The sequence below is a fragment of the Paenibacillus sp. J22P169 genome, assembly GCF_059691995.1.
On the sequence record NZ_JCAUAO010000015.1, the window covers coordinates 22,827 to 44,866 of the forward strand.

Here is a 22,040-nt window from a genome sequence, read left to right on the forward strand (position 1 = left end):
AATAAGGAATCAAAAATGGCATTTCAATGCTTTCCTCCCACAGATAAGTTGGACTAGTAGTCTGGAAACCTTAGGTAGATATGCTTATTGTTTTATTTTACCAGTGGAGAATATAATCAGGCTGTGAAAACCAGTCGACAAATTTTGCGCGGAACGTTTCGTTTTAGCAATGACTGCAATCACAGCTTAAACCCCACAGGGGCAACATCTTAAGGAGGAAAAATTGGTATGGCATTACATGCTAGAAGTATTCGCAAGAAATTTTTTAAGATTATTTCTTTATCGATCGCTTCATCCATGGCACTTAGCGTATTTAGCGTGGTACCTACCCCAAAGGCGACTGCCGCAAAGGCTGCCGGTACTTCGCATCTAATCTCGTATGAGGGAGCAACTTACGCTTCATCGATGGAGGGAGGATTAACGCCCGACAAAGCGGTAGATGGCGTCAAGGACTCTCGCTGGGGCAGCGCCTTTAGTGCAGATCCACAGTGGATTTATGTTGACCTCGGTGCTGAAGCAACCATTGACCAAGTTGTTCTCCGTTGGGAGAACGCCTATTCCAAATCCTATAAGATTCAAGTATCTGACGATGAAGCAGAGTGGAAAGATATTTATGAAAACACCACCGGTGATGGAGGCGTGGACACGATTGCGCTAACAGGATCTGGACGTTACGTCCGTATGCTGTCTCTTGAGCGCGCTGGGAATTATGGCGTTTCTCTCTATGAATTTGAAGTTTACGGTACAGGTGGAACTAATCCTCAACCCATTGTTCTTGGTGAGGATTTCGCTTTAAATAAACCAGTAGTCGCTTCTTCCTACCAAATTGCTGAAAAAGATAAACCCCTTATGGTCCCGCAGTATGCGGTAGACGGGGATTTGAAGACACGATGGTCATCTCACGATACGAGCGATGAGTGGATTTATGTTGATTTGGAGAGCGTTCACACGATCGGGCGTATTCGATTGCAATGGGAAAATGCAGCAGGTAGAATCTACGACCTTCAAGTATCTGATGATGCCGTCAATTGGAAGACGATTTACAGAGAAATGAACGGACGAGAAGGCTTAATGGATACACCTGTATATGCCAGTGGCCGTTATGTGAGAATGAAAGGAATCAGCAGGACGACTAGCTTCGGCTACTCGCTGTTCAATTTCTCCGTATACGATTACGTGCCTGGAGATGCCAAACCGACGTATACCATCCCTACACTGCCAACTGCTTCTACGGTTAATGTTGGAAAAGGCGGTTATTTAACAAATGATGTTTCGATGCCGCAGCCTAGACCACCGGTCAATAAAACGGATAATGTCGCTGCACCGATTGCCTCCAACGATTGGTGGCAGTCCGTATTGATCAAAGATTTGAGTGACAGTCTGATCACACTTCCGCTTAAATCCAAATATACCAATCAAGGTCTTAGTATCCTGAACCCTGGCGCGGGCTGGGTGGATGAGAGTGGGAATTCGCAGTATGCAGGCGGAGATCCCGATGTGTACTTGATGTCAGGTAATATCAGTGCATCCCGCATCAAGAACAAAATATCCGGGTACAGCGACTGGTCCGCCACTGTTGTATTAAGCGATAACGAGACAGAAAAAATGAAAACAACGTTCGTCAAAGGTTCGCCTTATCTATACTCGGAGTTCAGCGATCCCTCAACACCGGAATTATACTTTCCTGCTACAACACGGTTTTTCGATGACAGCAACAATGAGATACTGGCGTCTGAAGGCGCTTCTGTAAAGGCGGACCATATCGGATTCACCGTCACCAATAAGGATGGCGCTCCGAAACCGCAAACAGTGATCCGAAACTACGGTGTGTTCGCACCTGAAGGTTCCACGTTTACGAAAGTCGGGGGCAAAATTAAGGTTCGACTTGGTAATGGGCAAAATTACTTGTCTTTGGCTACGATTCCTGCAGCCAGTGATTTGAACTATTTCTATCAACATGCTTATGCCTTCGTCACGAATACGACGGTAACTCCGAGCTTTAACGAGGAATCCTCGGACGTCACGACCAAGTTCGATGTCACAATCGATCAGAAGCGGGCTGATTTAGCACCAACAACTTTGATGACATTACTACCTCATCAATGGAAGTTGACGGATTCATCGCTTACGAATCTGACTTATACGTCCATTCGGGGTACTTTGAAGCTGCATGAAGGCAACTCTTTTACTACGGTAGACAAATTCTACGGGATCGTGCCTCAGTTTACCGAACCAGGAGATCCGACATATTCACGTGAGGCCCTGCTAGAGCAATTAGATTTCCTGGACGAGTCGACCTCCAAAAATATAATGGCGGGCGATGCTTACTGGCAAGGAAAAGTGCTGCATCCTTTAGCTATGGGTGTGTTGATCGCCGATCAAATCGGTGATACGTATTATAAAAATATTTTCCTAAGCAGATTGAAAACGATACTAACCGACTGGTATACGTACACGAAGGGCGAACCGGAATACTTCATGTATTACGATCCGACTTGGGGTACCATGTATTACAAATCCAGTGAATTCGGTGCAAATACTGGTTTAACGGATCACCATTTTACATATGGGTATTATGCGTTTGCTTCCGCTATTCTAGCGACCTATGATCAGGATTTCAAAGACAATTATGGCGGAATGGTTGAGCACCTTATTCGGGATTATGCCAACCCATCCAAAAACGATCCACTCTATCCATTCCTTCGCAACTTCGATCCGTATGAAGGCCATTCATGGGCTGGCGGGTATGGAGACAATAACAGCGGGAATAACCAAGAAGCAGCGGGAGAGGCACTCTTCGGCTGGGTCGGGGAATATATGTGGAGCTTGCTTTCAGGCAGTAAAGCAGATCGCGATATCGCCATTTATGGCTTTACGACCGAATTGAAAGCGGTAGAGCAATATTGGTTCAATTATGACAATGACAACTGGCTGCCTGGGTTTAAGCACAAATCGGTCGGTCAAGTGTACGGAAGTGCGTATAATTTTGGCACATTCTTCAGCGGAGATCCTGTTAATGTATACGGCATCCACTGGCTGCCTACTGGGGAATATTTGACAAGCTATGGCTTTGATACACAAAAAGCTGCGGACTTATACAATGGATTCGTGAAGGATAATAAGGGACCTGAGACGGCTTGGCAGCATATTGTTTGGCCAATCCAGTCACTTAGCGACCCACAAGGTGTTCTAAACAAATGGACGGTTGAAGGTACACAAAAGAACGAGATTTTCGACACCTATTGGTTCGTACATAACATGGCCACTATGGGTCAGCGTTCCAATGAAATCTGGGCAACTGGATGGTCTGGGGCGACGGTATATAAAAAAGGTACAACCTATTCATCTATGATTTGGAACCCGACGAATGCGCCTGTTACTGTTACTTTCCGTAACGCAGCTGGCATAACAGGTTCTGCTATCGTTGGTCCGAAAATGCTTGTGAAAGTGGATCCGACGAAAGTTAGTGATAAGAATGCCAAAATAGCTCCTCAACTAACGGCGGATTCTTCACAGAATACGACGGGGCAAGCGATCGAATTGACCTATGCAGACAATGAGGCATGGAGAAGCGCAATTAACACCGTGAAGGTTGGCGGAGTCATTGTGGATGCTGCGAAATATAACGTAGTACCAGGTAAAATCACCTTGGATTCAAGCTTATTTGTAGAGGAAAAGAGCTATACCATTACGATTTCGGCGGACGGATATCCGGATGCTGCTATTCAGCAAAATGTCATCACGAGCTCCACGGTTAACCTTGCGCTGAACAAACCAACCCTTACTTCGGAGAAAGCTAACAAAGCTGGCACCTTCGCCGTAGATGGAAAGTTGGATACGCGTTGGGAGTCTGACTTCAGCGATCCACAGTACATTACAGTCAATCTGAAATCAGAATATAAGATTAGCCATGTACGCTTGAATTGGGAGAATGCAGCAGGTAAAAGTTATACTGTTCAGGTTTCCAAGGATGGGGAATCATGGACAACCGTCTATGCCACAACGCGTGGACATGAAGGGATCAACGACATTACGTTCCCGGCAGTGGACGCAAGATATGTTAAAGTCGAAGGTACAAAACGGACAACCGCTTACGGTTATTCCCTTTGGGAATTCGAAGTATTCGGTACCCCTTCGGGTGTTCTGGACACACCGGAATTAACGCCAGATACGACGATGAACAGTGTCGGTCAGCCAATCGACATCACATTTACCGAGGATGCAGCTTGGCGTAGTGCGATCAATGCTGTGAAGGTAAATGGAAGAGAACTGAACAGTGGTCAATATAGTGTTGCGCCAGAAAAAATTACGTTGGATGCTTCATTATTCCCAGAGGTTGGCATCTACGAGATCATGATTGGAGCCAAAGGTTATACGAACGCTGTCGTTCAGCAATTTGTCATTACGAACTCAACAGTGAACCTTGCGCTAAACAAACCAACGATCACATCGGTGAATCCGGGACAAGCCGGTAATAAAGCGGTGGACGGAAACAAGGACACAAGATGGGAGTCGGCGTTCAGCGATCCTCAATTCATAACAGTTGATTTGGGCTCAGAGTACAAAGTAAGCCGCGCGCTTCTAAATTGGGAAAATGCCGCTGGCAAGAATTATACGATTCAGGTTTCCCTAGATGGCTCCAGTTGGAAAACCGTATATACCACAACTTCTGGTAAACCAGGTATCAACGACATCTCGTTCTCACCTGAGAGCGCAAGATACGTGAAGATGAACGGCACAACACGGACAACCGCATATGGTTATTCGCTGTGGGAATTTGAAGTATACGGAAACCCATCCGATGTACTAGCATCCCCTACAATGATCGCAGATACGACGATGAATAAGATTGGTCAGCCAATCGAGATCACCTTCGCGGACGATGCGGTATGGAGAAATGCGATTAACGCTGTCAAACTAAATGGAACGGCCTTGAATGCTGCTCAGTATAGCGTAGCGTCTGGGAAAATGGCTTTGGATGCCTCCTTATTTACAGAGGCCGGCAACTATACGATCAGCATTCAGGCATCTGGCTATAATGATGCAATCGTGCAGCAGGAAGTTACCACGAACACGAACTTGTCACTGAATCTTGCTTTGAACAAACGGACAATCACATCCGAGAACCCTCTTCAAGGCGGTAATAAAGCCGTAGATGGAAATAAAGGGTCGCGCTGGGAGTCCGCATTCAGTGATCCTCAGTTTATCACGGTTGATTTGGGCAAGGAGATGGTCATTAACTATGTGCGCCTGAACTGGGAAAATGCAGCGGCAAAGAGCTATACGTTAGAAGTTTCTTTGGATGGCGTAACTTGGAAAACTGTCTATGAAACAGCAACAGGTAAACCAGGCATCAACGACATCCCGTTCTCACCAGAGAGCACAAGATATGTCAAGATGAGCGGTACGACGCGGACAACGCAATACGGCTATTCGCTTTTTGAATTTGAAGTGTACGGCAGCGCTGAGAGTGCACCGACAGTACCAGTAACAACTCCTGAACTAACGGCTGATACGACGAAGAATACGATTGGTCAGCCGATTGAGATCACCTACGTGGACGATTCGGCATGGAGAGAAGCGATCCAAACGGTGAAAGTAAATGGAGCAACGATAAACGCAGCGAAATATAACGTGACACCGGGGAATATCACCTTAGATGCCTCCTTGTTTACAGAGACAAGCAGCTACACGATCAGCGTTCAGGCAACTGGCTATGACGAAGCTTCGGTTCAGCAGGAGATTACGCCGAATTTGGCAGTTAATCTTGCTTTGAACAAGCCGACGTTCACGTCCGAGAACCCACTTCGAGGCGGCAATGATGCGGTAGATGGAAATAAAGGCTCACGTTGGGAGTCTGCCTTCAGCGACCCGCAATGGATAAACATTGATTTAGGAGCAACCGTCTCGATTAGTCAGGTCATTTTGAATTGGGAAAATGCTTCGGGAAAAGCTTATACAATCGAAGTATCCACAGATGGTGAGTCTTGGGCACCCGTGTATGCCACGACAACTGGAAAAGGCGGCATTGATAACATAGACTTTAGCCCAACCAACGCTAGGTATGTTAAAATGACCGGTACGCAACGAAATACTCAATATGGTTACTCTTTATGGGAAATGGAAGTTTATCAATAACGAAGAGATAACATAAAAAAGACCGGAAGCACTTGTAAGAAGTGCTCCCGGTCTTTTTTTACGTATCACTTATTCATTCCACAGCTGCACGTAAATATCCATAGCCTTCCAGCTGCATCTTATCCTGTGGAATAAATCGGATGGAGGCACTATCGATACAATATCTTTTACCTGTCGATTCGGCAGGACCGTCATCAAACACGTGCCCCAGATGAATGCCGCCTACACGGCTCTTAAGCGCCGTACGGACTAAGTTATATCACGTATCCTTCTCATAAGTCACGACATCCGGATCAATCGGTCTAGTAAAGCTTGGCCACCCGCAGCCTGAATCGTACTTGTCACGACTGGAGAAAAGGGGTTCTCCTGTAGCGATATCAACGTAGATGCCCGGATCATACGTATTCCAGTATTCATTGGAGAAAGCCTGTTCTTCGGCTCCAAGCACAATTACCTGATATTGTAGATCCGATAATTTCGCTTTCAGTTCCTCGTTGCTCGGTCGTGTGTACAAAGTGGGGTCTACTTTAATAGGCTCATCCAGAATAGTCAAATCAACATGGCAGTACCCATTTGGATTTTTCACTAAATAATCTTGATGCTCTTCTTCAGCCAAGTAATAGTTCGTTAAAGGCAACACTTCCGTGACGATCTTTTTATCATATTTCTTCTGTTCACTAGCAATCACTTCATTAATAACGGAAATGTCGCTTTCGTTAAGATAATAAACGCCGGAACGATAACTGATCCCTGCATCGTTCCCCTGTTTATTTAAACTTGTCGGATTGACGATTTTAAAGAAGCGTTTTAGCAGGTCGGATAACGCGATTCGTTCCGGATCATACTTAACTTCAACGGCTTCGGCAAACTTACGATCCTCCCGAACAACATCCTTATATGTGGGATTTTCCCCTATGCCATTAGCATATCCTGCAGTTACATTCTGTACACCAGGAATACGCGAAATGTAAGCTTCTACACCCCAGAAGCAACCACCAGCCAAATAGATGGTTTGCAGTTTGCTATTTGAATAATCAATAGTATCATTCGGATTTTCTGAACGGGTAGTCGTAGGTCCTGTACTCGCTTTCGTTGCAGGTTGTGAAGTGAAACTTGGAGTGGCACAAGCTGTAACAAACAGTAGGAGCAGCAAACTACTTATATGAACAAATCGTCTCATTTCATTTCCTCCTAGGAGCTTTAATCATTAGTGAATGTCGTCGAAATTGTTTCGTATCGCACTATTTGAGTTATGACCTGGAACAGACTTAGCCAGAATGCCATCAGAACCGATGTAGTACGAGGATGGATATGCCCTGACCCCAAACTTCTGAGCCCACTTGCCATCTTCATCTAGCAAAACAGTTACATTAGTTCCTGTTTGTTCGGCCTGTAACCCCTTAAACCACTTGGTAAAGCGCTCGGAGGATTGCTCACCTCGATAATTGGGGTTAACGATAGTAATTACTTTAAAATCATTGTTCTGACTTGCCAATTCATCAATTTCATCCAACCCAGCTAAACAGATCGAACACCAAGAAGCCCAATATTTCACATAAACCTTGTCCCCAGCAAAGCTAGCTAAATCGACTTTCTTACCATCTAAGTCTTTCAATGCAAACTGAGGTGCAGCCTGTCCTTTATTTAAAGCAGTTCGAGGTGAATTCTCTGACTGTGCAGCTTGCTTACTTCCACAAGCCGTGAGAACTAGTAGCGTGAGCAAGATAGCTATAGAGATCATCGAATTTCTTTTTATAATCATGATAGAATCGCCTCTCTAGTTAGTTAAAAATAAGAGCAAGTATATTTAAGTTATTCGTCATAAGCAATACGCCCATCACAATAAGCAAGATACCAGATATGACTTTTATTGTAGGTGTATATGAATTCAGTTTTCTTAGCTTACTTAGTAATAAATCCGAAAAAATAGAAAGAATCAGAAATGGAATAGCTAATCCGAGCGTATAAACGAGCATATATCCTCCGCCAACCAGCGACGACCCCTCACTTGCAGAAAGACTAAGAACAGCGGCCAATATGGGACCGATACAGGGTGACCATCCGAAGCTGAACGTTAAGCCAAGCAAGAATGCCGCTGTGAATCCTTTCTTCTCACTCGTTGAAATAGTTAATTTTCTCTCCCGCTGTAGAAAAAGTAGTTGGATAAGACCTGTCTGAAAGATCCCGAATACAATAACAACGGCACCACAAAAGACGATAAACAAGGAGCTATTAATAACCGTCCCCAAGGCTCCTGCCCCAAACCCAAGTAGTAAGAAGACGGAAGAGATGCCTAAGATAAAAAATAAGGTATTACCGATCAGATGGGGATGAAGCTTCAGCTTTCCTAATGGAATTACCCTTGCGTTACTTCTAGGTGAAACCGCACCGAGATGAGCCATATACACAGGAAGTAAGGGTAAGATGCATGGTGAGAAAAAAGATAATAATCCTGCAATAAAAACGCTTCCGGCAAAAACATGTTCTGTGAACATATATGTAGCCTCCTTCCTTACCCGTTTCTATATAATAGACCGGTCGTCTAGTATTTGCAAGCTCTCTACGAAAATTAATGTGCGAGGGATTGCAGATTCAGTTTAAAATAGTCAGCTTTCAGCCAATGAAACTGCGTAAAAGATGGGTTCAGGCATGTGAAACTTTTACATGAAATCGTCAAAAAACAGCAGCTCAGAAGTTACTTTGAACTGCTGTTTTTGTGTATCATGCTGAACATAAAGATGTCTAATAAGTCTAATAGAGAAGATCCGTAAAGATTGTAGTAATCGTTAGTTCTAGGGGGGCGCTGGAGCGGGCGACCTTGGACTGTGCGAGGGCACCTTCGATACTGGCAACGATATGGGTGGCGAGTCTCGCAGGATCAGAGTTCGTGGTGATTTCACCAGCCTCTTTTGCCGCGGTAATCGTTAATGTGAGCTGTTTGACCCAATTGTCGAGGGCGGCTGCAACAGCACGCGAAACCAAGTCACTTTGAGATGGCATTTCCGTCGAGAAGTTTCCGAATAAGCAGCCTCGCACATATCCATCACGCTCTGCAAAGTCTAGGAGATGATCAATATGGTTATGAATACGTCGAAGCGGGGAAGGGCTGGAAGTAGTAAGGAGCTCGATACGATTATTCTTGGTGTATTCAATGACGGTCGCTTCAGCCAACGCTTCCTTACTTGGAAAGAAGTGATAGAACGAGCCCTTAGGCACGCCTGCGGCTTTGGTGATGTCGAGTACACCAGTCGCTGTGTAACCGCGTGAATAAAACAATTCGAGCGCGGCGGCGATAATCGTGTCGCGAGTATTGGGTTTCATAGGGAATCTCCTTTCTATTACCCCTATATATTAGACCGGTCGTTTATAACAATGCAACCCCTTTTGTCATTTGCATAGGGTGGGGGGCTATGATAAAATGCAATCAATAGGGAGTGATTGTGATGACGGATGAGAGCAACCCACACGAAATGTGTGCAACTTCAAGCGAACGAAAGAGCCACCATTCCGACAAAGCCAAGAGTAATCTGATTACCCGATTGAACCGCATCGAGGGGCAAATACGAGGGGTTAAGGGACTCATCGAAAAAGATACGTATTGTGACGATGTACTAAATCAGATTTCATCCATCCAATCCGCGCTAAATGGGGTTAGCAAGCAGTTACTTGAGCATCATATGAAAAGTTGCGTGATTGATCGCATTCAAGATGGCGACGAAGAAGTGATAACAGAATTGTTAACAACGATTAATAAACTTATGAAATGAGGATGGATTTGGAGAATGATGAGAACTCCAGATTCTTTCTCGTTGACTCTTGACTAATATAGGGTAGGGGGGTATACTAAATTTAAGTCAAGGTTGTTGAACAATTTCAATCGGGAAATACTGAAATAGGCAAGAACCTTTTACAAAGATGACATTAAATCCAACATATAAAGGAGAATGAAAGATGCAAAATGTAACGTTGAAAGTAGCAGGTATGTCTTGTAATCACTGTGTGAATTCCGTTGAGGGAGCTTTGAAAACGATAGGCGCTACAGGGAAAGTGGACTTAGCCAACGGAACGGTCCATGTGGAATTCGATGAAAATAAGCTGACGCAAGATGCGATTAAAGAAGCGATTGAAGATCAAGGATACGACGTCAACTAAAAGAGGTGTAGAGGATGGCAACTGCTGATGCTGCAACAGATACAAAGCAAACATCACTGCAGATTACAGGAATGACATGCGCCGCTTGTGCCAATCGAATTGAGAAAGGTTTAAACAAGTTGGAAGGGATCACGGAAGCCAATGTCAACTTCGCGATGGAACGAGCAACGGTAACTTATGACCCTAGTCGAATCGATGTTGCCAAGATGGAACAAAGCATTCAGAAGCTTGGTTATGATACGGTGAAGGAGACCGTTGACTTACAGCTTGAAGGCATGACTTGCGCGGCTTGTGCTCAGCGAATTGAGAAGGCCTTAAATAAGGTGCCAGGTGTTAGCATGGCTACAGTTAATTTTGCGATGGAAGTCGCCCATGTGGAGTACAATCCAGCTGGTGCTTCGGTTTCTGACTTGCAGAAGCGGGTGGAGAAGCTTGGCTACAAGGCAATCCTCAAGCAAGATCTGGGTGACCTTTCCGAACACCGGCAACAAGAGGTTAATAAGCAAAAGCGTAAACTTCTGCTATCGGCGGTGTTATCACTGCCATTGCTGTGGTCGATGGTCAGCCACTTTTCGTTTACCTCATGGTTATGGATACCGGAATTTTTCATGAATCCGTGGTTTCAATTGATCCTGGCAACTCCGGTGCAGTTTTACATCGGAAGACAATTCTACGAAGGTGCTTACAAAGCGCTGCGAAACGGCTCGGCGAACATGGATGTATTGGTTTCACTTGGAACGTCAGCTGCTTACTTCTATAGTCTGTATTCGACGATCGATTGGTATCTCGGTGGCGCCAGCATGCATCATGGGCCGTCTTTGTACTATGAAACAAGCGCTGTGCTTATTACATTAGTGATAATGGGGAAATGGTTTGAAGCCCTCGCTAAGGGACGGACATCGGAAGCGATCAAGTCTTTGATGGGACTGCAGGCGAAGACAGCTTTGGTCATCCGTGAAGGTCAAGAGCTTAACATACCAATTGAAGAAGTTATGGCTGGGGATATCGTGCTGGTCCGTCCGGGTGACAAAATACCAGTAGATGGAGAAGTGCTCGAAGGTTTATCCTCGGTGGATGAATCCATGCTCACTGGCGAAAGTCTACCCGTAGAAAAAAAGCTCGGTGATACAGTAATCGGGGCAACTATCAACAAAAATGGGATGCTTCGCATACAAGCAACGAAGGTAGGGAAAGAAACAGCGCTGGCACAAATTATTAAAGTTGTCGAAGAAGCACAAGGCTCTAAGGCTCCGATCCAACGGGTGGCGGACGTCATTTCAGGGATATTTGTCCCCATTGTTGTGGGCATTTCCCTTATCACTTTCCTTGTCTGGTATTTCGTTGTGACGCCGGGGGATTTTGCAGGGGCTTTGGAAAAAGCGATAGCCGTCTTGGTCATTGCCTGTCCTTGTGCATTGGGTTTAGCGACACCAACTTCGATTATGGCGGGATCAGGGCGAGCAGCTGAACTGGGTATTTTGTTCAAAGGCGGTGAGCATCTGGAGCAAACCCATCAAATTGACACCATTATTTTAGATAAAACAGGTACTGTCACCAAAGGGAAGCCAGAGCTTACCGATGTAATCACGGAGGGAGACGAAGCGGAATTCCTACGACTTGTAGGCGCCGCAGAGAAAAACTCGGAGCATCCCCTTGCTGAAGCCATCGTTGCAGGCATTAAAGAGAAAAACATTGAAATACCAGGAACAGCATCCTTTGAGGCCATCCCTGGTTATGGGATTAAAGCTGTCGTTGAAGGGAAAGAGCTGCTTATCGGAACTAGGCGTTTTATGGAGAAATTCGATGTAGATGCGAAGGGCGCTTATGACACGATGTCAAAGCTTGAGGAGTCTGGTAAAACAGCTATGCTTGTTGCCATCGATAAAGGGTACGGGGGTATAGTAGCTGTAGCGGATACCGTCAAAGAAACCTCACACGCCGCGGTTAGCCGTCTGAAAGGGATGGGTATTCAGGTTATTATGATCACCGGCGATAACGAGCGGACGGCCAAAGCCATCGCAGCTCAAGTGGGGATTGATCATGTGCGTGCCGAGGTTTTACCGGAAGGAAAAGCGGAAGAGGTGAAAAAACTTCAAGCGCAAGGTAAGAAAGTAGCGATGGTCGGGGATGGTATTAACGATGCCCCTGCTCTTGCGACGGCTGACGTCGGGATGGCAATCGGAACAGGCACGGATGTGGCTATGGAAGCTGCTGATGTAACGCTGATGCGCGGCGATTTATCGAGTATTCCGGATGCTATCTACATGAGCCGCGTAACGATGAGGAACATCAAACAGAATTTGGTATGGGCGCTTGGTTACAATACATTAGGCATACCCATTGCTGCGCTTGGTTTATTGGCGCCTTGGGTAGCAGGTCTAGCCATGGCATTAAGCTCTGTCTCTGTCGTTCTTAATGCGCTTCGTCTTCAACGTGTGAGAATTCGCAACTAAATTCACTTCGAAACAGGAGAGAGTAACACGTGTATATTCAGAAAATAGGGCTTATTTCAGCTGTGCTCGCTGTTTTTTTCCTGAGCGCATGCGGCAGTGTAAAAGATACAGCAGTAGGCAAGAGTGAACATGTTGCTCATGGTGAGGCTTCTATCCCACCAATTGCAGACGAACACAGTGGACACGGTGCAGAAAAAGAAAAGACATCCCCCAAACTTCAAGCATCGTTTCTGTTCGAATCAACAAGTCTGAAGGCCAATGATAAGACAGCACTGACCATTCAAATTAAGGACAACAACGGCAAGCCCGTGCAGGATTTCCAAGTCAATCACGAGAAATTGCTGCATTTGATTATTGTTGATCACACCTTATCTTTCTTTCATCACATTCATCCTGAGTATCAAGGAAATGGCAAGTTTACGATCGACACGAGTTTCCCAACAGGCGGCGAATATAAGCTCATTGCTGATTTCATTCCAAGCGGCGGAACCAGTACAGCGCTTAGTCAATGGGTAAAGGTGGACGGTAAAGAGGCCGCTCATGCTGCGATCACAGCTGACAGTAAGCGAGTGAAAGAGGTTAGCGGAAAAGCTGTTGAGCTCTCTCTTAGCTCTACAAAGATTAATGAAGATGTGACACTTTCATTTATGATTCGTGATGCTCAGACGAAAAAGGATATCACGAATCTGCAGCCTTACTTAGGCGCTGTAGGTCATGTTGTGATTCTGTCAGCGGATGCGGAGCAGTATATTCATGTTCATCCGGTAGAAGAGAAGGCGACAGGCCCTGTGGCGAAGTTCATGACATCATTCCCGGAAGCAGGGACCTATAAGATTTGGGGACAGTTTCAACATAACGGAGAAGTGTTTACCGTTCCCTTCGTCGTTGATGTGAAATAAAGTATATCAATAAGCTCTTGATTCCTTCATATGAAGGGACCAAGGGCTTATTTTGCTTGCATGGCATTATGATTTGGGATGTGATGCAGACTCGGGTTGAGGGAGATGCAGCAATTCTGAGAGCTGTGAAGCCAAGAAAACCGGCGTGTAGGGTAAATCATTGCGCAGCCAGAACACGATCGTGCCGATGATGGCCGAGGAGCCATACCAGATTGCGATATCCTTCTTAACCTTAACATTCAAAGTGGAGGATGCCTCTAATTTGTCCATTCGACTGGTGATAAAATCAGCGATCAGCTTCATGAGCCGTTCCGTAAATACAGGTATACGCTTGGAAGCAAGCAGAACCTTGTAGAAATTTGAATTTGCCGCGATATGCTCAAGCATGTTCAGTATGATCTGCATATTAAAGCCAGGCGGATCCGGAGCTTCCTTCAAGATGGCATGGATTTCATTAATCATGTCTTCTGCCAGCTTATCAACCATGTCGGGAATATCTTGATAATGAAGATAGAAGGTAACGCGATTAATTGTCGCTCGCTCTGCGATACGATTCACAGTTATTTTCTCAAGCTCAAGCTCCTGAAGTAATTCGATAAAGGCATTTCGAATCAATAGGCGTGTCCGGAGCACACGCGGGTCTACTCGTTGTGGTTTTGTTGACATGAGCGATCATTCCTTCTCTCCAAAGTTCTATACGACAATTTCTGCAATCATTGTAGATAATCTGATAGATAGACGACATATTCATTAAAACTGTAAACTAATAAACATTTATAAAAAAGCTGTTGCTTGTGAACATGAGGATTGATGACTATAATATATTTACATCAAGTTTATTATACAACACAATGTCAATTAGTTAGAAATTGAAAGGTGAAAGGAATAATGATATGAGTAAAATTGCAGCATTTGATCCTAGTTCTATTAAGAAAGGTCCCCTTCTATTTGTTATGATTCTGGGGGCGTTCATTGCCGTTTTGAATCAAACGATTATGAGCGTTGCCTTACCGCCACTCATGGTCGAATTCAATATTGCCGCTTCAACTGGCCAATGGTTGACCACTGGTTATATGTTGGTTAACGGTGTTTTAATTCCGATAACTGCGTTCCTGATGCAACGCTTTACGACGCGAGAGCTCTTCCAAGCGTCCATGATTATTTTCCTCATCGGTACTATTGTTTCAGCCGTGGCGCCAGGTTTTGAGATGTTGTTGACGGGCCGTCTGATTCAAGCAGCTGGGGCTGGTATTATCATGCCACTTCTTATGAACGTTATTTTGACGATCTTCCCGCCAGATAAGCGTGGAGGAGCTATGGGAATGGTCGGATTGGCAATCATTTTTGCCCCTGCAGTTGGTCCTGCTCTAGCTGGTTATATTTTGGAACATTATTCATGGCGTACTCTTTTCTACGGCATCATTCCAATTGTTGTTATCGTGATTGCCGTCGCTTTTATCTACCTGAAAAATGTCTCTGAACGTCAATATCCCAAAATTGATATGTGGGGTGCCATTCTTTCAACTATTGGATTCGGTTTCCTTCTTTACGGCTTTAGTAGTGCTGGTGGCAAAGGCTGGTCAAGCGCGGAGGTTATCTTATCTATTATTGTCGGTGTAGTTGCCTTAATTTTGTTTACATGGCGTCAACTAGTTATCAAAGAACCCCTATTGGATCTTAGGGCGTTCAAACACAATATGTTTACCCTGACCACTTTAATCAACATCGCAGTTACAATGGTCATGTATGCTGATATGATGCTGCTTCCGTTGTATTTGCAAAATGCTCGCGGATATACTGCGTTAGAGTCTGGTATCTTAATGCTTCCTGGCGCACTGCTTATGGGTTTCATGATGCCAGTAGCTGGTAAACTGTTCGATAAGTTCGGAGCGAAGTGGTTGTCCATTATCGGTATGGCCATTACGATCGTAACTACACTTGGATTCATCAATTTGACGGATTCGACAAGCTATACGTATTTAGTTCTTATGTCTACAGGACGACGCTTCGGGATGGCGCTATTCTTAATGCCAATCACTACGGCGGGTCTCAATCAATTGCCTGCAAGACTGAATGCGCATGGTACCGCGATTTCCAATACCATTAAGCAAGTAGCAGGCGGCGTTGGTACGGCACTACTGGTAACCGTTATGACGACCAGAACCAAATCTCATGTCATCGAGTTAATGACAGCAGGTAAAACAGCGACGGCTACGAAGGATATGATTAAAGAGGCGACTATTCAAGGGATTAATGATTCCTATCTCGTCATTATCGGTATTGGCGTCGTCGGCTTGCTGCTTTCCTTCTTTATTAAACGTGTAGGCCAGGCAGAGGAAGTAGAAAAAGATGCCGTGACTAGTCGGAAATCGGTTAGTGTTTCACAGTAACAGAACGAAGTAACTTAGGAGCTTCTCCGTTTCATGGAGGAGCTCTTTATTTTTGCCTAGAGGGATGTCGAACATTTGTGTATAATGAGACAAGTTGACGAGCGGACCCGACTTTTCTGAGACTGAAAGGTCAAGAAGCATGAAGAAGGAGTGGAGACAGGTTGTTGGTTCAAAAGTTTAAAATGGCGTGGTTCTCGAACGTCCGAAAGGATGTCCTCGCAGGCATAACGGTGGCTTTAGCGTTGATTCCAGAGGCAATCGCCTTTTCGATCTTAGCAGGTGTAGATCCGATGGTAGGGTTGTACGCTTCTTTTTGTATTGCCGTTACGATATCCATTGTAGGGGGGCGCCGAGGCATGATTTCGGCAGCTACTGGGGCTATGGCATCGTTGATGGGACCTGTCGTGGCGAAATACGGGATCGAGTATTTATTCGCCGCGACGATACTGACAGGCGTCCTCCAGTACGTGATGGGGGCTTTGAAATTTGGCAGGTTCATTACATTTATCCCTCATTCGGTGATGACAGGATTCGTGAATGCGCTAGCGATCATTATTTTTATGGCGCAGTTCCCAAGCTTTGAAGGGGCGAATTGGCAAATGCCGCTGATGATTGCAGGCACGCTTGCGATTATCTATGTACTGCCTAGATTCACGCAGGTGGTGCCTTCACCGCTCGTGGCGATTATTGTTATGACGATTATCTCCATGAGTCTGCATCTGGATCTTCGTACTGTGGGGGATATGGGCAAAATCACGCAAGAGCTGCCATTTTTCCATATACCTCAAATTGATTTCTCGCTGGAGCTGATCTGGCGTATGTTGCCGTTCTCTTTAGCGCTCGCGGTTGTAGGTATGACGGAATCCTTGATGACGGCGACGATTGTGGATGAGATGACGGAAACGAAAAGCGACAAAAATAAAGAGGTAAAAGGTCAAGGGATCGCTAACGTGGTCTCGGGGTTATTTGGTGGGATGGCAGGTTGTGCGATGATCGGACAAACCGTTATTAATGTGAAATCCGGTGGTAGAGCGCGGCTATCCACGTTCGTATCTGGGGTATTTCTTCTCTTCCTTATTCTCGTTCTCGGCGATGTCGTGAAGCAAATCCCGATGGGCGCGCTAGTTGGCGTGATGTTCATGGTGTCGATCGGGACCTTCGATTGGAACTCATTGCGAACGCTCGCTAGAATTCCTCGGAGTGATGCGCTTGTCATGGTCGTGACGGTTGCCGTCGTTTTGGCTACATCTGACTTGGCGATAGGCGTTGTATCTGGTGTGATTTTGAGTGCATTGGTTTATGGTTGGCGGTCAGCAAGAATTAAGGCTCACGCGACCATTGAGAAGAACGGATCTAAGGTGTATCGTATAAAGGGACAGCTATTCTTCGGTACGATGGCGCATTTCGTTGAGCTTTTCGATTATAAAAATGATCCGGAAGTGATCGTTATCGATTTCGCAGCGTCTCACGTTTGGGACCATTCGGCGGTGACAGCGATTGCCAAAACGATGCAAAAATACGAACAAATGAATAAAACCGTAACGATCATTGGCTTGAACGCGGAAAGCAAGCTTCTAATGGATCGAGTCGGACCGCTGCAGCATTAGGCCTTTCTATGAGGGGTGGAAATTACGTTGAACAATCGTCCAAAGGCATTCGAATATGCCGCTAAATTCATGCATGCTGCACTAATAGGCTCTTTCATAAAGTGGATTTTCTATGGCAGCCTCGTAGGTATTGTGACGGGGTCAGCTTCGGCGCTGTTTCTAGTCAGCTTAGATCTAGTTACCGAGAGTAGAGTAGCTTACCCGTGGGTATTATTTCTTCTGCCCGCAGGTGGGGCACTGATGGCTTATATCTATCTGAAAATCGGCAAAAATTCGGGCAAGGGGAATAACTTGATCCTCGAACAGCTACATGATGATGGCAAGGAGACGATTCCCTTTCGTATGGCTCCTTTGGTGCTCATCGGGACACTAGTAACGCATCTATTTGGTGGATCAGCGGGCCGCGAAGGGACTGCCGTTCAGATGGGGGGAAGCTTTGCCGAATGGATCGGGCGCATATTCAGAGTGGACGAGGATGATCGGAAAATCCTACTCATGTGCGGGATTGGCAGCGGGTTCGGCTCTGTCTTTGGAACGCCGCTTGCAGGAACAATCTTTGCTTTGGAAGTGGCTGCTATTGGGATGGTAAGGTATCAGGCGCTGATTCCTTGCTTCATTGCCAGCTTGGTGGCACATACCGTAACCATGGCGTGGGGGATTCACCACATTCATTATGCCATGGGGGCCGTGCCAGCGTTATCCACAGGGGTTGTACTCAAAGTCGTGTTCGCTTCCATTCTGTTTGGTTTAGCCAGTATCTTATTTAGCGAGCTTACCCATGGTTTGAAAAAGCTGTACGCCCGGTTATTGGCTAATCCTGTGCTGAGAGCTTTTGTTGGAGGTCTCGTTATTATCGCGCTTGTAGCGGTGTTTAGAACGAGGGATTATCTCGGGCTGGGTATTCCGCTGCTTCAGCAAGCCTTTGAGGAGCAAGTCGCCCACTTCGCGTTCTTGTGGAAGACTATCTTTACCGCGCTGACGCTCGGGGCGGGCTATCTCGGCGGGGAAGTAACCCCGTTGTTCGTCATTGGCGCCACGATGGGCAATTCACTTGCCGATCTGTTAGGTCTTTCCGCGCCATTCTTGGCAGCGTTGGGGCTTATCGCGGTATTCAGTGGAGCCACGAACACACCGTTAGCTTGCTTCATCATGGGCGTCGAGCTGTTTGGCTCCGAAGGGATCATCTACATGTTCATGGCCTGTATCGTGAGCTATCTGTTCTCTGGTCACTCGGGGATTTACACCTCACAGCGGATCGGATTGTCCAAATCGAGAAGACATGCTCTAGCTGAGGGAGCAACGTTGGCTTCGATCAAGGTGAAAAAGAAAGAGTGAGAGTAAGAGTAAGAGTAAGAGTAAGAGTAAGAACCGAGCACGATAGTGTCGGTTGGTGTGGAGGCTGTCAGATGAGTAGTTAGTTCTACTCTTGGACGGCCTTTATTTAGTTAGTAGGAATGTAAAAAGCGCCAACACACGGCACTCTTGGCTGAAACCTTACGGGACAGCTGAGGTCGCGGATTAGTCCCAGGCGTGTCAGTAAGTCGATTTTATCGACTAAACGGGGGCAGATTGCTCCCCCGGCACTCATTAGTCCGGAATTATCGAATTAATTTCACTGGCCGCGTCATTAAATCGTAGTTAGTTCTAAATGGCCCAATTAAATCGCCCCAACCACTCTCACACAAGGGAAAAGAGCAAATAATTCGGCAGAATCGGACTAAAGCAGCTCATGCGAGTGAGCAGCAGAGATGTGGCGATGATAAGTAGCATCCCGCTCATAGGGGATATGCTCGGTCGCGCTTGTGTGTGGGAGTTAGGAATGTATCGGCTCCTAAGGGCGAATACTACGTGGTAAGCGCACTTATGACCATTTGGCCCGGAACGTTTGCGAGGCCTTCTGCAGCAACGGCTTGCCATGGCCGAAGCAAGCGACATTGAAATCCGCTTTCCCTATGCGGATCAAATCCTGCTTCGCTTGCGAGAAGTTCTCGTGGCCGATGCTCCAGCCAAGGCCCATCATATTAGCCGCTGCATCCGCGGCGAACATCACGCCCCCTTGCTTGGGCAGAAGCAAGGCAAATTGACCTGCGCTATGTGCAGGAGCAGGGATGGTTTGCAAACCGGCAGCGAAATCAAGTGTATCATTCGCTTTTAGATACCCGTCGATAGGAAAGGTCTCTATCGGCGTTTCTTTGATGAATAAACGGAACATCAGTTTATTCATAAGACCTGACGTTGCCGTCAGCGGTCGCTGTGGCTGCCCTTTCTCTACGATCGGCGCATCGACTTCGCTGATATAAATCTTCACATGCGGAACCGCTCGCTTCAGTACGGCAGTACCCCCTACATGATCAGGATGGCCATGCGTAAGTAGAATGGTTTTCAAGTCCGAGGGTTTATGACCGATGGCTTGGATTCCCTCCAAGATTTTGGGAGCACTTCCTGGTGTACCGGTGTCAATCAGAATGAGACCGTCTTCTTCTTCTTCTTCTTGAATTAAGTAAGCATTAACTGTCCCGAGTGGTAATTGATAGACCCCATTAACAAGCTGTTGAGCTTTCATGCGGATGTCCCCTCTCTTGCGTACAGATAAGTAATAATTAATGGCATTAACCTTAATTGATATTTAGTCTACCTAAACATAACTATAGTAAAATACTTAGTTTATGAGTGATCTCGTTAAAGGTTGATACCGAAAATATAACCCCACAAAAAATAAGCGCATGCTACCGATAAAAAGGGGCATGCGCTTTATTTGTTTAGCCTCGTTAAGATTGAATTAGAGGGTGTACGGCATGAATTTGGAGGCACCTGATTTGAATAATCCGGCTAGAACTACGCAGTGCAACGCGACTACCTCCTGCACCCAGGCAGGCTTGTTAGGGGAATCGGCAGCAAGGGGATGAATCTCTTGGAGGGCGGTTTGCTGCGCAAAGAGCAAGAAGTCATCTCGCAAGCAATAAAGATCCTGTTCAAGCTCAATTGGCGATTGACGCAGGGCGTTTAGTCCAGTGCCGATACAAGCGAAGGTCTGTAAGGATGGCGGTAGGCGACAAGCAAGCCATTTGATACACAGCGCAATCTGTCTTTGGTGAGGAGCTTTACGTAAGCTGAATTGTTGATTCAAATCGCGGATACCATTTGGAATGGCATAAGGGGATTCTCTGGTGGAATTGAAAATATGGATATGGTTCTCCCCCACATGAATGATATCGAGATGACTAGGGATTTTCGCACTATAAATAGCGTTCGTCAGATTTTCTAGCAAATCTTCCTTCTTAGCTTCCGCATGTTCTGGGGGGACAGCAAGCATATCGGATAATTCGCCGTTCCTATCACGATCTAACTTTCTCATGTACTTATCATTGTGCATACGAATACCTCACCCGTAAGTTACATAGTTATCATTACCGCGGCAGCAGTGTTGAGAACTCCAATGATAACGGATGATGTATGGAAGGTCAACCCATTTTTTCTATTTTTTATAAGAATATAGCTAAAAATAAGACCCTCTCCCTTTCTGGATCGGGTCTATATGTAATTTAGCTTAGATGACAAATTTATAGCCGACGCCCCATACGGTCTTTATATATTTTGGCTCTTTGGGATTGACCTCGATTTTCCTGCGCAAATTCGTAATATGTACATCAATCGCCCGCTCATTTATGTAGGAATCGAATCCACGTAACGCATTGATCAGGTCTTCGCGACGGTATACCCGTTCGGGGTGTTCAACTAGCAATCGAATGAGTTCAAACTCAGAGAAGGTCATTTCAATCGATTCGCCTCGTACATGCAAGGTTCGTTTCTCTAAATTAATTTGGAGCTCCATGGCAGGAACGGTAATCCGTTGGCGAATCGGGGTAGGTTCTACAGGTTGCTGCTCAGCGGGTAGTTCCTTCTTGAAGCGGCGTAAGAGAACTTGGATTCGGGCCTTCATTTCATGCATACTGAAAGGTTTGCATAAATAATCATCGGCTCCGACGGTAAACGCTTCGATTTTCTCACTGACTTTGGAATTAGAGGAGATGATAATAATCGGAACGGGTGTAAGCCCTCGTAAAGAATTGCATAGCTCTGTACCTTCGAAGTCTGGGAGAATAAGATCAAGTAGAATCAGATCTGGCTGGAAATTGTGTAGGGCCGTTAGACCCTCCTGTCCATTGTGGCACCTGAGAACTAAGAAGTCTTCCTCTTTCAGATACATGCAGATCATCTCACCGATAATATCATCGTCCTCAATTAATAGAACTCTGTCCATTAGAAGTTCCCCCTAACGCATAGTTTTCTAATTTGATATTCGTAAAAAAGTGATGAGGTGAGAGATATTGCTAATATTTAGCTAATAATTCTATTATACGCTGTCGAATTTTAAGAGTAAACCGTTTTCATAAAGGGGAT

General features: G+C 45.7%; 15 protein-coding genes and 1 pseudogene. 8 read left to right on the top strand and 8 right to left on the bottom strand.

Features of this window, described 5'->3' with window-relative positions; translation table 11 throughout:
• Positions 1–228: 228 nt before the first annotated feature.
• The gene (locus AC58QG_RS34100; protein ID WP_497366452.1) at positions 229–6,138 is read left to right on the top strand and encodes a galactose-binding domain-containing protein; all 5,910 of its coding nucleotides are present in this window, start codon (positions 229–231) and stop codon (positions 6,136–6,138) included.
• 73 nt (positions 6,139–6,211) lie between these two features.
• Here AC58QG_RS34100 and msrA read toward each other — a convergent pair.
• The 4 genes and pseudogenes from msrA to AC58QG_RS34120 form a co-directional block, all read right to left on the bottom strand.
• Positions 6,212–7,318, bottom strand: a pseudogene (gene msrA / locus AC58QG_RS34105) (peptide-methionine (S)-S-oxide reductase MsrA).
• A gap of 27 nt (positions 7,319–7,345) precedes the next feature.
• Positions 7,346–7,900, bottom strand: a complete 555-nt coding sequence (locus AC58QG_RS34110) for a redoxin family protein (RefSeq protein WP_497366453.1) — start codon at positions 7,898–7,900, stop codon at positions 7,346–7,348.
• A 19-nt stretch (positions 7,901–7,919) separates the two neighbouring features.
• The gene (locus tag AC58QG_RS34115; protein ID WP_497366454.1) at positions 7,920–8,633 is read right to left on the bottom strand and encodes a cytochrome c biogenesis CcdA family protein; all 714 of its coding nucleotides are present in this window, start codon (positions 8,631–8,633) and stop codon (positions 7,920–7,922) included.
• 256 nt (positions 8,634–8,889) lie between these two features.
• Positions 8,890–9,459 carry a TetR/AcrR family transcriptional regulator gene (locus tag AC58QG_RS34120; protein ID WP_497366455.1) on the bottom strand — a complete coding sequence of 190 codons (570 nt, stop codon included), beginning with the start codon at positions 9,457–9,459 and terminating at the stop codon, positions 8,890–8,892.
• A gap of 122 nt (positions 9,460–9,581) precedes the next feature.
• Between AC58QG_RS34120 and AC58QG_RS34125 the strand changes: the two genes are divergently transcribed.
• The 4 genes from AC58QG_RS34125 to AC58QG_RS34140 all read left to right on the top strand — a co-directional run bounded on the left by AC58QG_RS34125 (position 9,582) and on the right by AC58QG_RS34140 (position 13,642).
• The gene (locus AC58QG_RS34125; protein ID WP_497366456.1) at positions 9,582–9,905 is read left to right on the top strand and encodes a metal-sensitive transcriptional regulator; all 324 of its coding nucleotides are present in this window, start codon (positions 9,582–9,584) and stop codon (positions 9,903–9,905) included.
• Between the two features lie 184 nt (positions 9,906–10,089).
• On the top strand, positions 10,090–10,290 hold the full coding sequence (locus AC58QG_RS34130) for a copper ion binding protein (protein WP_056618135.1): 201 nt from the start codon (positions 10,090–10,092) through the stop codon (positions 10,288–10,290).
• Between the two features lie 14 nt (positions 10,291–10,304).
• Positions 10,305–12,743: a heavy metal translocating P-type ATPase gene (locus AC58QG_RS34135; RefSeq protein ID WP_497366457.1), complete on the top strand. Its 2,439-nt coding sequence runs from the start codon at positions 10,305–10,307 to the stop codon at positions 12,741–12,743.
• A gap of 29 nt (positions 12,744–12,772) precedes the next feature.
• Positions 12,773–13,642, top strand: coding sequence for a DUF8832 domain-containing protein (locus AC58QG_RS34140; RefSeq protein ID WP_497366458.1), 870 nt, complete (start codon positions 12,773–12,775; stop codon positions 13,640–13,642).
• 66 nt (positions 13,643–13,708) lie between these two features.
• Here the strand turns inward: AC58QG_RS34140 and AC58QG_RS34145 are convergent, their stop codons facing one another.
• A complete protein-coding gene (locus AC58QG_RS34145; protein ID WP_497366459.1) occupies positions 13,709–14,308 on the bottom strand; it encodes a TetR/AcrR family transcriptional regulator in 600 nt (199 codons plus the stop codon).
• A gap of 227 nt (positions 14,309–14,535) precedes the next feature.
• On the opposite strand from AC58QG_RS34145, the gene AC58QG_RS34150 reads away from it, so the two are divergent.
• The 3 genes from AC58QG_RS34150 to AC58QG_RS34160 all read left to right on the top strand — a co-directional run bounded on the left by AC58QG_RS34150 (position 14,536) and on the right by AC58QG_RS34160 (position 18,974).
• On the top strand, positions 14,536–16,032 hold the full coding sequence (locus AC58QG_RS34150; RefSeq protein ID WP_497366460.1) for a DHA2 family efflux MFS transporter permease subunit: 1,497 nt from the start codon (positions 14,536–14,538) through the stop codon (positions 16,030–16,032).
• Positions 16,033–16,196: 164 nt separating this feature from the next.
• Positions 16,197–17,639 carry a SulP family inorganic anion transporter gene (locus tag AC58QG_RS34155; RefSeq protein WP_497366509.1) on the top strand — a complete coding sequence of 481 codons (1,443 nt, stop codon included), beginning with the start codon at positions 16,197–16,199 and terminating at the stop codon, positions 17,637–17,639.
• Positions 17,640–17,708: 69 nt separating this feature from the next.
• Positions 17,709–18,974, top strand: coding sequence for a voltage-gated chloride channel family protein (locus tag AC58QG_RS34160; RefSeq protein ID WP_497366510.1), 1,266 nt, complete (start codon positions 17,709–17,711; stop codon positions 18,972–18,974).
• Between the two features lie 526 nt (positions 18,975–19,500).
• Here AC58QG_RS34160 and AC58QG_RS34165 read toward each other — a convergent pair.
• The 3 genes from AC58QG_RS34165 to AC58QG_RS34175 form a co-directional block, all read right to left on the bottom strand.
• Positions 19,501–20,202, bottom strand: a complete 702-nt coding sequence (locus AC58QG_RS34165) for an MBL fold metallo-hydrolase (protein WP_497366461.1) — start codon at positions 20,200–20,202, stop codon at positions 19,501–19,503.
• A gap of 216 nt (positions 20,203–20,418) precedes the next feature.
• Complete coding sequence (locus AC58QG_RS34170; RefSeq protein WP_497366462.1) at positions 20,419–21,012, bottom strand: hypothetical protein; 594 nt, start codon at positions 21,010–21,012, stop codon at positions 20,419–20,421.
• 174 nt (positions 21,013–21,186) lie between these two features.
• Positions 21,187–21,900 carry a response regulator transcription factor gene (locus AC58QG_RS34175; protein ID WP_497366463.1) on the bottom strand — a complete coding sequence of 238 codons (714 nt, stop codon included), beginning with the start codon at positions 21,898–21,900 and terminating at the stop codon, positions 21,187–21,189.
• Between the last annotated feature and the right edge of the window lie 140 nt (positions 21,901–22,040).

Coding starts and splice junctions, on each gene's coding strand:
- AC58QG_RS34100 (WP_497366452.1), top strand. CDS start 229: ATGGCATTACATGCTAGAAGTATTCGCAAGAAATTTTTTAAGATTATT.
- AC58QG_RS34110 (WP_497366453.1), bottom strand. CDS start 7,900: ATGATTATAAAAAGAAATTCGATGATCTCTATAGCTATCTTGCTCACG.
- AC58QG_RS34115 (WP_497366454.1), bottom strand. CDS start 8,633: ATGTTCACAGAACATGTTTTTGCCGGAAGCGTTTTTATTGCAGGATTA.
- AC58QG_RS34120 (WP_497366455.1), bottom strand. CDS start 9,459: ATGAAACCCAATACTCGCGACACGATTATCGCCGCCGCGCTCGAATTG.
- AC58QG_RS34125 (WP_497366456.1), top strand. CDS start 9,582: ATGACGGATGAGAGCAACCCACACGAAATGTGTGCAACTTCAAGCGAA.
- AC58QG_RS34130 (WP_056618135.1), top strand. CDS start 10,090: ATGCAAAATGTAACGTTGAAAGTAGCAGGTATGTCTTGTAATCACTGT.
- AC58QG_RS34135 (WP_497366457.1), top strand. CDS start 10,305: ATGGCAACTGCTGATGCTGCAACAGATACAAAGCAAACATCACTGCAG.
- AC58QG_RS34145 (WP_497366459.1), bottom strand. CDS start 14,308: ATGTCAACAAAACCACAACGAGTAGACCCGCGTGTGCTCCGGACACGC.
- AC58QG_RS34150 (WP_497366460.1), top strand. CDS start 14,536: ATGAGTAAAATTGCAGCATTTGATCCTAGTTCTATTAAGAAAGGTCCC.
- AC58QG_RS34160 (WP_497366510.1), top strand. CDS start 17,709: ATGCATGCTGCACTAATAGGCTCTTTCATAAAGTGGATTTTCTATGGC.
- AC58QG_RS34165 (WP_497366461.1), bottom strand. CDS start 20,202: ATGAAAGCTCAACAGCTTGTTAATGGGGTCTATCAATTACCACTCGGG.
- AC58QG_RS34170 (WP_497366462.1), bottom strand. CDS start 21,012: ATGCACAATGATAAGTACATGAGAAAGTTAGATCGTGATAGGAACGGC.
- AC58QG_RS34175 (WP_497366463.1), bottom strand. CDS start 21,900: ATGGACAGAGTTCTATTAATTGAGGACGATGATATTATCGGTGAGATG.